Annotated in this window: 18 protein-coding genes and 1 tRNA gene; 9 read left to right on the forward strand and 10 right to left on the reverse strand. The window is 29.0% G+C overall.

All coding sequences use genetic code 11. From position 1 onward, the window contains the following. The first annotated feature begins 29 nt into the window (after positions 1-29). From ACTT9P_RS05625 to ACTT9P_RS05645, 5 genes are read left to right on the forward strand one after another with little or no spacing between them, the layout of a single operon-like run. On the forward strand, positions 30-557 hold the full coding sequence (locus tag ACTT9P_RS05625; protein WP_440909710.1) for an adenine phosphoribosyltransferase: 528 nt from the start codon (positions 30-32) through the stop codon (positions 555-557). 1 nt (position 558) lies between these two features. Next, positions 559-1572: a dTDP-glucose 4,6-dehydratase gene (gene rfbB, locus ACTT9P_RS05630; RefSeq protein ID WP_440909711.1), complete on the forward strand. Its 1014-nt coding sequence runs from the start codon at positions 559-561 to the stop codon at positions 1570-1572. After that, positions 1569-2441, forward strand: a complete 873-nt coding sequence (locus ACTT9P_RS05635) for a sugar nucleotidyltransferase (RefSeq protein WP_440909712.1) — start codon at positions 1569-1571, stop codon at positions 2439-2441. Before rfbB ends, ACTT9P_RS05635 begins: the two co-directional genes overlap by 4 nt. Further along, entirely contained in the window at positions 2438-2968 is a 531-nt protein-coding gene (gene rfbC / locus ACTT9P_RS05640) for a dTDP-4-dehydrorhamnose 3,5-epimerase (protein ID WP_440909713.1), read from the forward strand. Before ACTT9P_RS05635 ends, rfbC begins: the two co-directional genes overlap by 4 nt. Next, entirely contained in the window at positions 2955-3668 is a 714-nt protein-coding gene (locus ACTT9P_RS05645) for a sugar nucleotide-binding protein (protein WP_440909714.1), read from the forward strand. Before rfbC ends, ACTT9P_RS05645 begins: the two co-directional genes overlap by 14 nt. 203 nt (positions 3669-3871) lie before the next feature. Here ACTT9P_RS05645 and ACTT9P_RS05650 read toward each other — a convergent pair whose 3' ends face one another. The 4 genes from ACTT9P_RS05650 to ACTT9P_RS05665 form a co-directional block, all read right to left on the reverse strand. Then, positions 3872-4369 (reverse strand): hypothetical protein, encoded by a 498-nt coding sequence (locus tag ACTT9P_RS05650; protein WP_440909715.1) that lies wholly within the window; start codon positions 4367-4369, stop codon positions 3872-3874. 90 nt (positions 4370-4459) lie between these two features. Then, positions 4460-5791, reverse strand: a complete 1332-nt coding sequence (locus tag ACTT9P_RS05655; protein ID WP_440909716.1) for an alginate lyase family protein — start codon at positions 5789-5791, stop codon at positions 4460-4462. Positions 5792-5896: 105 nt separating this feature from the next. Further along, positions 5897-5973: transfer RNA gene (locus ACTT9P_RS05660), tRNA-Met, on the reverse strand. A gap of 327 nt (positions 5974-6300) precedes the next feature. Next, positions 6301-6555 carry a hypothetical protein gene (locus tag ACTT9P_RS05665; protein WP_440909717.1) on the reverse strand — a complete coding sequence of 85 codons (255 nt, stop codon included), beginning with the start codon at positions 6553-6555 and terminating at the stop codon, positions 6301-6303. Between the two features lie 79 nt (positions 6556-6634). Between ACTT9P_RS05665 and ACTT9P_RS05670 the strand changes: the two genes are divergently transcribed. Next, positions 6635-7105, forward strand: coding sequence for a DM13 domain-containing protein (locus ACTT9P_RS05670; RefSeq protein WP_440909718.1), 471 nt, complete (start codon positions 6635-6637; stop codon positions 7103-7105). 128 nt (positions 7106-7233) lie between these two features. Here ACTT9P_RS05670 and ACTT9P_RS05675 read toward each other — a convergent pair whose 3' ends face one another. Continuing rightward, entirely contained in the window at positions 7234-8298 is a 1065-nt protein-coding gene (locus ACTT9P_RS05675; RefSeq protein ID WP_440909719.1) for an alcohol dehydrogenase family protein, read from the reverse strand. Next, on the reverse strand, positions 8298-9080 hold the full coding sequence (locus tag ACTT9P_RS05680; RefSeq protein WP_440909720.1) for a hypothetical protein: 783 nt from the start codon (positions 9078-9080) through the stop codon (positions 8298-8300). Before ACTT9P_RS05680 ends, ACTT9P_RS05675 begins: the two co-directional genes overlap by 1 nt. A gap of 56 nt (positions 9081-9136) precedes the next feature. Here ACTT9P_RS05680 and ACTT9P_RS05685 point away from each other — a divergent pair, with 56 nt between their 5' ends. The 3 genes from ACTT9P_RS05685 to ACTT9P_RS05695 are packed head-to-tail and all read left to right on the forward strand — an operon-like array spanning position 9137 to position 10796. Then, positions 9137-9532, forward strand: coding sequence for a hypothetical protein (locus tag ACTT9P_RS05685; RefSeq protein ID WP_440909721.1), 396 nt, complete (start codon positions 9137-9139; stop codon positions 9530-9532). Positions 9533-9548: 16 nt separating this feature from the next. Beyond that, positions 9549-10424 (forward strand): DMT family transporter, encoded by an 876-nt coding sequence (locus ACTT9P_RS05690; RefSeq protein WP_440909722.1) that lies wholly within the window; start codon positions 9549-9551, stop codon positions 10422-10424. A gap of 15 nt (positions 10425-10439) precedes the next feature. Next, the gene (locus ACTT9P_RS05695; RefSeq protein ID WP_440909723.1) at positions 10440-10796 is read left to right on the forward strand and encodes a group I truncated hemoglobin; all 357 of its coding nucleotides are present in this window, start codon (positions 10440-10442) and stop codon (positions 10794-10796) included. 6 nt (positions 10797-10802) lie between these two features. Here the strand turns inward: ACTT9P_RS05695 and amt are convergent, their stop codons facing one another. From amt to ACTT9P_RS05715, 4 genes are all read right to left on the reverse strand, one after another. After that, complete coding sequence (gene amt / locus ACTT9P_RS05700; RefSeq protein ID WP_440909724.1) at positions 10803-12962, reverse strand: ammonium transporter; 2160 nt, start codon at positions 12960-12962, stop codon at positions 10803-10805. A 4-nt stretch (positions 12963-12966) separates the two neighbouring features. Then, the gene (locus ACTT9P_RS05705; RefSeq protein WP_440909725.1) at positions 12967-13308 is read right to left on the reverse strand and encodes a heavy-metal-associated domain-containing protein; all 342 of its coding nucleotides are present in this window, start codon (positions 13306-13308) and stop codon (positions 12967-12969) included. 88 nt (positions 13309-13396) lie between these two features. Then, a complete protein-coding gene (locus ACTT9P_RS05710; protein ID WP_440909726.1) occupies positions 13397-13939 on the reverse strand; it encodes a tetratricopeptide repeat protein in 543 nt (180 codons plus the stop codon). A gap of 8 nt (positions 13940-13947) precedes the next feature. Continuing rightward, on the reverse strand, positions 13948-14745 hold the full coding sequence (locus ACTT9P_RS05715) for a TauD/TfdA dioxygenase family protein (protein WP_440909727.1): 798 nt from the start codon (positions 14743-14745) through the stop codon (positions 13948-13950). Positions 14746-14747 lie beyond the last annotated feature (2 nt).

Genomic DNA, 14747 nt, shown 5'->3' on the forward strand with positions numbered 1-14747 from the left:
GTTTTACGGTGTATTTATAAATAAGATTTATGAATTTAAAAGAATATATTAGATCAATACCCGATTATCCAAAAAAAGGTATTCTTTTTAGAGATATCACAACACTCATAAAAAATGAGAAAGCTTTTGCTGAGTCTATTAATCAATTAATAGATAGATCAAAAAAGTATGAATTTAATAAAATAGCAGCGATTGAGTCTAGAGGTTTTGTTTTTGCATCGGCTATGTCTTATATTTTAAAAAAACCTTTTATTATGTTGAGAAAAAAAAACAAATTGCCTGCAGAAGTTTATTCTGTTGATTTTGAACTTGAATATGGAACTGCAACAATCGAGGTTCACAAAGATTCATTTGATAAAAATGATAAAGTTTTAATTATTGATGATTTAATTGCAACGGGAGGAACTGCTGAAGCGGCCGCAAAACTTGTTGAAATTTCTAATTCTAAGGTAGCTGGGTTTATATTTGTAATAAATCTTTTTGATTTAGGTGGCTGTGATAATTTATTAAAAAAGGGTTACAAAGTTGAAAACTTGATTGAATTTCCAGGACATTAAGATGAAAAAAATAATTGTTACTGGTGGATTAGGCTTCATTGGAAGTAACTTGATTGATTTATTATTAAAGAAAAATTACTCTGTTTTAAATGTAGATAAAGTAACTTATTCGTCAAATTTCTATAATACAAAAATTCAAAATAAAAATAAGAAATATAAATTTATAAAATGTGATATTAGAGATAAAAAATTTAAAAAGATATTATTTAACTACAAACCTTCATGTATTTTCAATTTAGCCGCTGAAACACATGTAGATAGATCTATTGATAATCCAGATCAATTTATTCAAAGTAACATAGTTGGGGTTCATAATATTTTAGAATGCTTTAGAGAATTTTCAAAAAAATATAGATCTAAATTTATCCATATATCAACTGATGAAGTTTATGGTGATGTGCTAAAAGGAAGATCTTCAGAAAATTATCCATACAGACCAAGCTCTCCTTATGCTGCTAGCAAAGCTGCCTCTGATCACTTAGTGAGCTCTTATATAAGAACTTATGGTATAAACGCAGTTGTAACAAATTGTTCAAATAATTATGGACCAAAACAACATCCAGAAAAACTAATTCCAAAATTAATTTACAATATTCTGAATGATAAACCTTTACCAATTTATGGAAAAGGAACAAATTCAAGAGAATGGATTTATGTTGTTGACCATTGTGAAGCTCTTTTAAAAGTTTTTTTGAAAGGAAAAAAAGGAGAATTTTACAACATTGGATCTAATAAAAATTTAAATAATCTTCAAGTATGTAAAGAACTTTTAAATACCTCAAAAAATCAAATTAAAATTAAAAAAAATGTCAAAATAAAATTTGTAAAAGATCGTCCTGGTCATGATATTAGGTATGCATTGAATAGTAATAAAATAATTAAAAAACTTAATTGGAAACCTAAAGTTAATTTTAAAGAAGGTATAAAATTAACTTTTGATTGGTATAATAAGAATAGAGAATATTTTAAATCTTTTTTAAAAAAAGATATTACGAAAAGACTTGGTAATGCATGATTAAAAAAGGAATAATTTTAGCAGGCGGTAAAGGTACAAGAATGAGTCCTCTTACAAAGGCTGTTAATAAACAACTTTTGCCAATCTATGATAAACCATTAATATTTTATCCTCTCTCGATTTTAATGTTGGCAGGCATTAGAGATATTTTAATAATTGTAAATAAAGGTCAACTTAATCAGTATAAAAAACTTATTCCAAATGGAAATAATTTAGGAATTAAAATAACTTATTTGGAACAAGATAAACCAAGAGGATTGCCTGATGCATTTGTGATTGGAGAAAAATTTATCGGCAAAGATAATGTTGCAATGATATTAGGAGATAATTTTTTTTACGGACAATATTTAACAACTAAACTTAAGGAGAACATAAAGCTTAAAAAAGGTGCGAGAGTTGTACTGCATAAAGTTCAAAAACCAGAGTCTTTTGGTGTGGCAAAAATTGGTAAAAATAACAAAATAATTTCAATTAAAGAAAAGCCTAAAAAATATTTTTCTGATCTTGCTATAACTGGACTATATTTTTTTGACAACAATGTTGTTAAATTATCAAAGAAACTTAAACCTTCAGGAAGAGGTGAGGTGGAAATTGTTGATCTTTTAAACTTTTATAAATCAAAAAAACTTTTAACTGCAGATATAATTGGACGAGGTGGCGCTTGGTTGGATACTGGTTCAATAGAAGATTTTTACAAAACATCCGCATTTGTTTCTGCAATAGAGAATAGACAAGGGTTTAAAATAGCTTGCTTAGAGGAAATTGCTTTAAACAACAATTGGATTAAGAAAAAAGAGATAGTAAATGCAATCAAGTTTTATGGAAATTGCGACTATTCAAATTATCTTAAAAACCTTATCAAAAGATGATCAAAAAAACTATAATTAATGATTTAATCATCATTGATAACAAAAAATATCCTGATGAAAGAGGATATTTTTCTGAACTTTTAAGAGCAAAAGAAACAAAAAAAAACTTTCCTTTTATTGTAATGTCTAAATCTAAAAAGAATGTTTTACGTGGTTTGCATATTCAAACAAAAAATTCTCAAGGAAAATATGTTTCTGTCATTAAAGGGAAAATATTTGATGTTGTGGTTGATTTAAGAAAAAATTCAAAAACTTTTGGAAATTTTTACTCTTGTATTCTCAGTGAAAAAAACTCAAAATCAATTTTTATTCCTGAAGGTTTTGCTCATGGATTTTTAGCTTTAGACAATGAAAATTATATAGTCTATGCGTGTACAAAATATAGAAATGCTGATTCTGAAAAAACTATTAGATATGATGACAAGGATTTAAAAATTAATTGGCCAATCAGAAATAAGAAAATTATTATCTCAAAAAAAGATAAAATTGCTCCAAGTTTAAAAGAATTTTTAAATGTTAAAAAATAAAATTATAGTAACAGGTGGTGATGGAAGATTTGCAAAAATCTTAAAAAAAAACAATCAAAAACTAAATTTGTATTTTTTTTCAAAAAATGAGCTTGATATTCTTGACCTGAAATCTATTGAAAAAGGAGTTAAAAAAATTAAGCCTACTCACTTAATTCATTGTGCAGGTTTGTCTAGACCTATGCGTATTCATGATAAACATATTTCAAAGAGTATAGATTTAAATATTATAGGCACGGCGAATGTAGTCAAAGTTTGTGAAAAACATAAAGTTAAACTTGTATATTTTTCTACAGGTTATGTGTACGAGGGTACTAAAGGAAATTATAAAGAAACTGATGGTGTGAAACCATTCAATAACTATGCACTATCTAAACTTGGAGGTGAGTGCGCTGTTTCAATGTATAAAAACTCACTTATCTTAAGATTGACAATGACAGAAAAGCCCTTTGCATACAAATCTGCTTATACAAATTTAAAGACAAATTTTATGTTTCATGAAGATGTAGTTAAATTATTACCCAAACTAATTACCAAAAAAGGGATATTAAATGTGGGAGGAAAGTCTCAATCTGTCTATTCATTTACAAAAAAACACAATCCAACAATTAAAAAAAGTCGCGCTCCAAGAAAAATTAATTTGCCACTAAATCAAACAATGAATTTGAATAAGTTAAATAAAATAATTAAGAAAAAATAAAAATAATGGTAGCGGGAAGTGGGATCGAACCACTGACCTCGGGCTTATGAGTCTATCGCCATGAACCCTGCTCTACTCTTCTAGAACAATTACTCCTGTAAATGCTCTCTTTCCTTTCTCTGTATATTGAATCAAATTAAAGAATCTTAGTCAAGAACCAATGTCATTGACGCGTATATGGAGCAAAATGATTACGATCTATATTATTTATTTTGCTCAGTCTTAATATAATTCGCGAGTGCTTTATTGACACTTTCATAAATAGGTTGCATCACCTTCGCGTTCCAAAACCAAACATAAAGACCATGGTAGTCCTCTTCTTGAATTAAGAGTGTTGTTCCATCATTTTGTGGTTGGAGGTGAAAGCGATGGTCATAAGTTATAATACCTGGAAATCCGCCATGTTGATGAAGTAAAATGTTTTTCTCTATTTTTTTTACACGCACTTTCATCACCACAGGCTTGCTTGCACCAGGCATCAATCCATGAACAATCATTTCTGCATCTAGCCCATATTGACCTTCTACTTTCACAGCAAAAGGGTTCCATTCACCATAGGATGAATTATCCATCAAAGCTGACCAAATTATTTGGGGTGTGCTATTAATTTTTAATTCTGTGTAAACACGCTTGTGACCAGTTATTGCAAGTACCACTACCACTAACACAATCAGAACCAGTCCTATTACTATTCTTGTCATCATTTCTAGCGTTATTGAATCAAATTAAAGAATCTTAGTCAAGAACCAATGTCATTGGAGCACTATTGGAGCAATTAAAAAAAATTGTTATTATTCAAGTTTTTCTAGATTTGAATAAGCACATCCTAGATCCAGTCCATACCCTGAGCTCATTGCAGTGAATTTCCAACCATATGGCTCTAAATAATATTTTTTAACTTTTTGTGCTGTAGGATGATTTGGAAAACGGTTGTAATAAACATTTAAATATCCAAGTGTATAGTCTGTATCTTTTTGTTTTCTTAGATCCGATTTATCTAATTTTTCAGGGTTAACATATGACTTTTTTTTGGCACCAGACTCGGGATAAGCGTAGTATGTAATTAAGAAATCAATCATCTTATGAAGATCAACATCTTTTTTAGTTTTAAATGAATATAAATCATAGCCTTGATTAGCAAAGATTTCTGCCGTCATTACCATGCCACCTACAACTTGAGACATCTTTGTTAAAGCTCTAACTGATCTTTGACTTTTGCCTTTTTCTTTTCTAACTTCCCAAGATGAACTTCCATCTTTTCTAGTGATATTTAAAGCAACAACATATGCTTTTAAGGCTGCTTGGAAATAATCATTATCTCCGCTAATAATGCTCCATAATAAATAATTTCTAGATTTAGATGCTTCTGTATGATTCCCAGGTGGTACACCATTTTTTTCTTTCGATCCATCATTAGGTCCAATAGAAGTTTTTTTAATAACTTTATTAAACCATTCAAAAATAATTTTATCTTCTTCATCAGTTAAAAATTTATTTTGTCGCAAAAAATCAAATGCAATAAGCATAGGAGCTAAAGTTTGCCTAATATTTTCTAGGGTATCAATATATCCAAAATCTGACTTCCAATCCTTGTTATATCCATCGGAAATTAAAATTTTGAAAGAATTTCCTTTTGCCCACATTAATAATTGTTTTTTAAAATACTCTAAATACATTTGATCTCCACTTGCCATAAAAAATCTTATTCGTTTATTCATATTTTTTATTAATGGTTGAGCAAAATTTATAAAATTAATTGGATTGCCGTCCTGCTTCCATGAATGACCTCCAATTTCTTTCATGGGCTTTACATACGATGAGTCAAAATTTATTTTTGATCTTGAGATTTCTAACTGTGAGCTAGAAAATACACATTGTCTTAAAAGTTTTTTTTCGCTTAAATTTTTGAGTTTTTTGGTTCTTTCTTTAACATTAATATAAATATTTGAACCTGAATTTTTGATTGTATAATCTTTAATATCTAAATTTTCTGGGTATTTTAACTTTTTGATATTTCCTGCAATTGAAATTACAGGGCTTTTAAAATCAGGATAATTTTCAGCTAAAATATTATTACTAAATCCAAAGATTGTTAAAATTAATAAAATTAATCTGATACTCATCTAAATAAATTTGTATTATTTTAAATAAAGGTATCAAACAAGTATATTAAATGACTTCTTTTAATTGGAGCACTATTGGAGCAAAAAGATATCGATTGTCTAGAATGGTAGCGGGAAGTGGGATCGAACCACTGACCTCGGGCTTATGAGTCCCGCGCTCTAACCAACTGAGCTACCCCGCCATGACTTATTGGTGTGTAAATGGTGTGTAGCCATTTGTCAATCAACTAATAAATCTCATTTATTACGCGATAAAAAAGATAATATAATATTTTATAATAAAATAAATCTCATTTACACACCACTGTAAATTTAGTTCAAAATTAGAGCTTTAAACAGAGAGTCCCACGCTCTAAGCATTATTTAATCCAAGTAGAAAAAGAAATCTCAGGCTTGATATATTTTTTTTTCTTATGGTCCTAAGAGAAAAATTTTAGGTTACGAAATTATCGATCAAAATAATCAAGAGAATAATCAATTTGGTTTATTAGGTTGTAAATAGACTGGTATTAAGGCTTAAAACAATTAGAAATTTGACTATTAATATTATAAAAACAACTGATTAATTTTGGTTCAAACATCTTTTCCTCAGATCCGTTATTAAGTAAATTATATAATAATTTTTCTTCATCCATAATTTGGATTGATTGAATAAGATAACCATTATCAAGATAGTCATTAATTGTTTTATTTGTCCCTAAAGAATCTGAAAAGCTTTTTGTTGTTGATATAAAAAGTAAAGAAATAAATATGAAATATTTCATAAAGATAAATTATATTTTTAATTTTTATTAAACAAGTTTTTTAGTGAATATTAAAAAAAAATGAGTAAAAGAACTGTTTATGAAAAAAATTTTATTATTATTGTTTACTCATTCCTTTGTACTTGTGGTTGGTTTTGGATTGGGTGTATACTTTTTACCAATTCTTACAGCGCCAAAATCTGTTGAAATCAGTAAAATTAATGAATACGAAAATAAATCTTTATATCAAACAGAGTTTGTTAGAGATTTAAGAGGAAGTGATCCTTTGCATTGGGGTGAAGCAAAAGTTACAATTTCAAATAATAAGATTACAGTTAATGGCTCAATAGCACCAGGGCCAGATTACAAACTTTATTTAACAAGTGAATTCACACAACATGAAGATGAGTTTTTACCTATTAAGAAAACAGCTCAATATGTAGCAGAAGTAAAATCATTTGAAAATTTTGTTGTAAATGTTCCAAGTGATATTGATGTCAGCAAGTTTAACACTGTTGTGATATGGTGTGAAAGCTTTAATGAATTTATTACTGCAGCGAAATATCAATAATTTTAAAACCCACCACGCCAATTATTTTTTGATTTAAAATTTTTTTCCTCAATTTTTGAAGTAGGTCTAAATAAATAATACACAACAAAAAGACCAATTCCTAAAAATAACAATAATTCCATAAACAATTAAATTTCTAATACAATTTTACCAATAAATTTTTTAGATAAAAATTCTTTTTGAGCGTCAACAATTTGTTCTAATGGGAAAGTTTTAGCAACTAAAGGTTTGATCTCGTTACTTTCAATATATTTTATAAGATTTTTAAATACTTCCACGAGTTGATAAGTGCAGCCATAAAAAGTTAAATCTTTCAAATATAAAGTCCTAACATCTAAGTTAACAATTGGGCCGGCAATAGCTCCGGCTGTCACATAACGGCCACCAGGTTTTAATATATCAAGTAACTGCTGCCAATTATTACCTGCAACTAAATCAACAGTAACATCAAATTCATTTGACCCTAATTTTGTTACCAAATTTTCATCTCGATCAACAACTTCATCGGCACCGATTTTTTTAATTTCATCAAATTTTGATTTGGAACATTGTGCAACAACATAAGCACCTCTTCTTTTTGCTAATTGTACAGCAGCAGACCCTACTCCACCTGATGCCCCTGTTATTAAAACTTTTTCATCTTTGAGTTCTACTCTGTACAGCATACCCTCTGCCGTTGAATAAGCACAAGGAATTGAAGCAAGTTCAACATCAGACCAATTACTATTTACTTTAAATGTTTCTAATGATCTAGCTGCAACATATTCTGCAAAACCACCATCTATCTCTGAGCCTATGACATATGAAGATATTTTATCTAAATTATCTGGATCAGATTGCATTGATCGCACAATAACTCTCTCATCTATTCTAGATTGGTCAACATTTTTGCCAACAGAAACTATTTTTCCACATATATCAGCGCCTTGAATTCTAGGAAATTTTAAGGCATTGCCTGACCAAGTAGCGTCTTTATCATTGGTACTTTCAAAACCTTTTTCTCCACCATCATTAGTATTTGCAGTAACCGATTTTGAATACCAACCAATTCTAGTATTAATATCTGTATTATTAACTCCTGCTGCAGATACTTTAATTAACACTTCATCGTCTTTAGGAATAGGATTTGGGATGTTTTCTTTAAAAACTAATTTGTCAAAACCACCATGTCCAACAAGCTGAATGCCTTTCATTATTTCTTTTTCCTTTTATCTGCACACTTCATAGGACGCATATCATCCAAGTAAGACTCGTCTAAAACTTTTAATCGGTTAGGAATTCCTTCAGTAATTTTTTTATAATCTTCCTTTTTAATTCTTTCTGATTTGCATCTAACAGCAATCCAAGGAACAATAGTTTCAGCAATATCTTCTCTATTTGGATATTCTTTTGCATAATTTGAAATATAAAACTCGTCTGCCTTAGCTGCTTTTTGCCATTTTGATTTTCTTATTTGTCCAGTTGAACTCCAATAATCTAAAGTATTGTGAGCTGCTTCATGCATTAAAACTTCTTCACCACAACTACCTTGAAAATAATTAGTATGAAAAGTTATATTGTTGCCCCAAGCATACGCGGGTCCAGGAGCTTTTGGGTCTGGACCAAATACAGTAATTGTTCTCATATATCTTCTTAAAAAATTAGGAACTTGACCAGCCATCTTGGCGTATTTCATGGCATAGCCTCTTGCTTTAGTTTTAAAATTAACGTGAACTCTTATTTCTATATTATGGCTTCTGTCATAAGCAGCTCTAAAAACGAAAGCATCATATTTCCTGTTATCGTAAGTTTTTAATTTTTTTTTAATACCAAAGTTTCTTAATTTTCTAAAATTAGTGGGGTCTTTTTTATTAATAAGATTATTAAGACCAGCTCTGCATAAATGACTATATACAGCTTCTTTATCACTATCAGAAGCATTCGAATGATTAAGATTAAAGAAAATTAAACTTAATAATAAGAAAATAAACTTCATAAATTTTAATTTTTTAATGGATATAAAACTAATTATTATCTAAATAGTCAATAATTATGAATTTTTTATCGAAACTAGCTAAAGGTGAATACAGTTTACCGATGACCTTTTGGGTTTACGGTACCCTTTACCAAATGCTCATTGGTGTAATCATGATTGCAACAATCTATTTTGGAATCGCATCAATCGATACAACTGGAATTGACTATACTCAACCTGATAAAGCAAAAATTATTGATGAAGTAGTTGAAAGAATGCATTTTGGCTATCTGCTAGCAATACTTTTTGAAATTTTATTTTTATTAATTTATACAATAATTGTAACGATTGGTTTGTGGAAAAGCGCTAGTAATAGAGATGGTTGGTTTTGGTCAGCAATTGTTAAATTAATGATTGCTGGATCTTTACTTTATTATCTTTACGGACTTCTTGTTAGTTACAACATAATCTAAATCAAAAATTATGAAAATGAACAATGAATTATTGGGCATTTTTTACATGATAATTGCTCAGTTTTCTTTTGCAACGAACGACGCATTAGTAAAACATATTTACCAAAACTTTGATGAGTTAGCTGTATTAAATCAAATTATTTTTTTAAGAGGAATATGTTGTTTAATATTTATTGGAATATTTTTAAGTTTTAAAAACCAATTCAATGTAAAACTTATTTTTTCTTCATCAAAACTTACATTAAGGGGCTTTTTGGAAGCATTAGCTGCTGTTGGTTTTTTTATAGGGGTTGCAAAACTTCCTTTTGCAATGGTTTATATCTTATTAAGTTTAGCACCGATTATAATGACAACTTTTGGCGCTTTGTTTTTAAATGAAAAAGTAAGATGGAAAAGATGGACTGCTGTAATAATTGGTTTTGCAGGGGTTGTAGTGGTAATAAATCCTGCTGAATTAAAGTTTGGCTATTATTTTATTTTTCCTCTTCTGTCAGCATTATTTTTATCAATTAGAGATTTGGTTACAAAAAATATGAAAACAGAACATAATAGTTTGCAAATTGCATTTATCACTTGTTTGGTTGTAACAATATTTTTTGGAGTGCTTTCACTTTATAAATTTTACTCTTTTAATTTAGAACAAAGTATCATTTTAATTATTTCTGCATTCTTTTTATCATTTGGTTATATTTTTTCAGTTGCAACCATAAAAGCTGCTTTGGTATCAGTTACTTCTACTTTTAGATACACGGCTATCCTTTGGGGAATTTTGTATGGTTATTTCTTTTTCAATGAAATGCCTGAATATAATACTTATTTAGGTGCAATAATGATTGTAATCAGTGGCTTAATTATTATCTTAAGACAAAAACAATTAGGTAAAATTAAATAAGGTAAACACCACAGTATGATAACTGAAATTTATAAAAAATATGGTGGAGGACCAACTATTGAAAAAATTGTTAATTTATTTTACGAAAAAGTTTTATCAGATGATGATCTAAAAAATTATTTTAGTACAACTGATATTAAAAAATTAGTTTCCCATCAGGTTAATTTTATTTCTTCTGTTTTGGGTGGGCCCAAAGATGAAAACACTGATTTAGAAAAAGCTCATAAACATTTTAAAATTTCTAAAACAGATTTTTTAAAAGTCGTGACGCATCTTGAAAATACTTTAAATGAAATGTCAGTTGAAAAAGATGATATTAAGTTAATTAAAGATACCGTTTTAACTTTAGAGGATAAAATAGTTTCTGAATAACAGTTGTTATTTACCAAAACCAACAAAAGTCATATCATCATGAAGTTCACCTGCATTTAAACCTGACAGTGTAGATTTGATCATTAATGCTCTTGTGGTTGCTTCAATTTCTTTTTTTATAAATTCACTTTTGTTTTCTAATAAAACCTTTTTAACGCCCTCTTCACCAATTTCTTTACCATTGTTATCAATTACTTCTGACAAACCATCTGTGTAGATATAAAATCTTTTATCTTTTAAGTTGACTTTATTAATTGGGTAATTTTTAGGACTATCTACTTCAGTAATGCCTAATGGAAATAATTTTCCATCATCTAAATTTTCAAAACTATCATTTTTGCATTTGATAATGGGGGTTTGATGACCTGCATTTACAAACCTCATATCTTCTGTATCAATGTTATAAATTCCAATAATTGCAGTTGCAAACATCCCTCTTGTCTTTGTATTAAAAATGTCATTGTTTATTTTTTGAGCCACTTCATCGATGTCATGTTTACTACCTACTAATGTTTCAAATAAAGTAATTGATTTAGCCATTACCATTGCAGCATTAATTCCTTTACCTGCAACATCAGCAACAATAAAATAAACATCTTTATTGTGAGGATAAATATCAAAAAAATCCCCTGATAATTCTCTAGCTGAAATGTTTTGTCCAAAAACAGGATATTGGGTTAAATCTCTTTCTGGCTTAAAATTTTTTTGAACTTCTGCAGCCAAATTTATTTCTTTTAAAACTCTTGTTCGCCACATCTCAACTTCTTTTTCAGACTTTTCTAACTTAGTTAACATTTGGTTTACATAGTAACCAATGATACCGAAGTTAGTAAATGGATCTTGATTGGTTCTTAACTTTAAATCTTTAGTTTTTATTTGTGTTTTTAAAAATTTGATTAGATCTAATTCAGCAGTATTTTCATCGTGCTCAGCAATATTCAAACCTAATTCTTCATCACTAGCGCTTACTCTTAATTTATAAAACTTATTAACTATTTTTAGAATTGTAAATGTTGAGCCAAAAGCAAATAAACCAACTGTTACAATTCCAATAAATTGAGATTTTAATAACTCGAATCTATTAATGTTGTTGAAAAATTCGTAATCTAAATCTGCGAACAAACCAACAGCTATTGTTCCCCAAATCCCAGCAACAAGATGAACTGGAATAGCTCCAACTATGTCATCAATTTTTAAAGTTTCTAAAATTTCATCAAATTTTAAAGCAAACAAAGAACCAATAGCTGCAATTAATGATGCCTCTAATTGATTAACCACATTTGCTGATGCGGTAATTGAAACTAAGCCTGCCAATGGTCCAATTAAAATTGCTCTTGGAGAAATATTTTTTGCTTTCATGTATCCGTAGGTTACACCTAATAACAAACCACTAGCTCCACCTGCAAAAGTATTCATCATAATGTTGGGAACATTAAAATCTAATTTTCCATTACTACCACCATTAAAACCAAACCATCCAAACCAAAGTAAAAAAATTCCAAATACAGCTAAAGGATAACTGGTATACATTTTGATATTACCAGTATTATTAAATCTTCCAGTTCTAGGACCTATTACAATTAATGCAGCGAGTGCAATCCACCCTCCAACTGAATGAACAATAGTGCTTCCAGCAAAATCATAAAATCCCATTTCAACAAGCCAGCCAGCTGTTTCATTTACTGCGTATTCTTGAATAACTAATGATGCCCAACCCCAATGGCCAACAATTGGATAGACTAGCCCGGATGTGATTAACGCAATTAAAATATAAGCTTCAAATTTTGTTCTTTCTGCAATTGCACCTGAAATGATACTTGTTGCAGTAGCAACAAATACTGCCTGAAATAAAAAATAAACTTTGTAAGCGCCATAATCAGAAGTAAAGAAGAAATACTCAGTGCCAAAAAAACCATTATAACTCTCGCCAAACATTAAACCAAAACCAAACATCCAAAAAACTGTTACGGCTACTGATAAGTCTGTAATATTTTTTAAAGCGATATTAATACTATTTTTTGGACGAGTAATTCCTGCTTCCAAACACATGAAACCAGCCTGCATTAAAAAAACTAAGCAGGTACAAATTAACACCCATAAAGTATCAACCTGAGAAGTAAAAATTAATTGGATGGTTTCGAGCTTATCGTTTAGCTCTTCTGACATTTTGTTAATTTACAGATTTTAAAATTTCGGCACCATCTTTAGCTGAATTAATATATTCATTGATGGTAGTTACTTTCTTTAATTTAAATCCGTTAGCTTCAACAATCTTTGCAAATTCTTCTTCGGTAATATTTGCTTTATCGTTTGATGCGACCATTGCTACACCCTCTGGCCAAGCAACTTGTACATGTGTTTGAACTCCTGCTTTTTTAGTTAAAGCTTTAGTAAGTTTCATTTGGCATTTCATGCAAACTAAACCATTAACTTTTCCTAACACAGTCTCAGCGCTGTTAACTAAAGTTGTTGTAAACATTAAAGTTAAAGCTATTAGAATAAATTTTTTCATATTTTTATTATGACCTTTTTTTATAAAAGTTAAATTAAAAATTTCAACTTCTTATTCAAAACTTGCTCACTATACAACTGGTAAAATATTAAATAGTTTCTTCTTTAATTATTTTTTCAATCTCATCGACCAAAGTTTGTGCAGATCTGTTTGAAGGGTAAATTTCCAAAACTTTTTTATAACTTTTTAAGGCTTTCTCTAAATTATCTAGTTTTATTTGAACCATACCTTGACCTGACAAAGCTCCAAAATGTCTTTCTTCCAACTCTATCACTTTATCAATATCAGCTTGTGATAATTCATATTCTTTTTGATAATAATAAACTGTAGCTCTTTTATTCCAACCTTCTGCCCAACTAGGATCTTTTTTGATAATTTTTGTAAATATTTTTTTTGCACTATCATAATCTTGGTTGTTCATTAAAACTGTTCCATAACTCATTAATTCCGTTAAGCCATCATCGCTTTTATGAGTAGTCCATTGTTTCCAAATTTGATCTTCAATTCTATATGCAAGATTTTGATCACTTTCATTTTTAAGTTTTTGAAAAAGTTGATTGAGGCTACTTTGTTCAGCTTTAGCAAGTAACTGTAAACTAAAAAAAATTATTATTATCTTAAATACTTTCATTAGAATAATTAGCTTATAGTAATTCTGTGCATTATTCTATTTCCATTAAAAGGTGTTGCTTGATGTAACATCGATCTATTATCCCAAATGGCTATTTGATTTTTTTCCCATTCTAGTGAAAATTGAAATTTCTTTTTTATTTGATGTTTTTTTAAAAAATATTCTATCTCTTTTAATTTTTTATTTTTAGAGTTTGTGAATCCAATAAAATGGCCTGCACTGAAATAAATTGATTTTTTGTTTTCAATTTTTTTTACAATTCTGTGATTAGCTTTTAGTTCTTTTTTAAGTTTGCCTTTTTCTTTAACCCTCTCAATAGTTGTAACAGCTATTGGTCCTCTAGAAGAAAACGTTCCTCTTAATTTGCTTATTAACTTTTTGTATTTTAATGGTAAATTTTCGTAAGCTGAATATTGTGAAGAAAATTCTGTATTAGCCAAACCTTTTCTTGGAACAAGTCTAGAAAACAACATTGTAAATTTTGGAGGTTTCTTTGTGTAACTTGAGTCGGTGTGAAACTGTTCTCCGAAACTAGGACCTTTATCTTTTTTTTTCCTTTGAACAACGGTGATTTCAGGAAATTTTTTACTCAATCCTTTAAGTCTTGGATATAAGGAAGGTTTTCCCATTTTTTTTGCAAATGCTAAATATTGGCTTGATGTTAAGTTTTGGTTTCTAAAATAGACCATTCCAAATTGACTTAATGCTTTTTTTATATCTTTTAAATCTTTTCTATTAATTACTGATAAATCACAAACTATCTCAGCTGCAGTATTTTTTTTTTTGGAAAAAATTTTTAGAGACATCA

This window comes from Candidatus Pelagibacter sp., assembly GCF_052048095.1.
Classification (GTDB): Bacteria; Pseudomonadota; Alphaproteobacteria; order Pelagibacterales; family Pelagibacteraceae; genus Pelagibacter.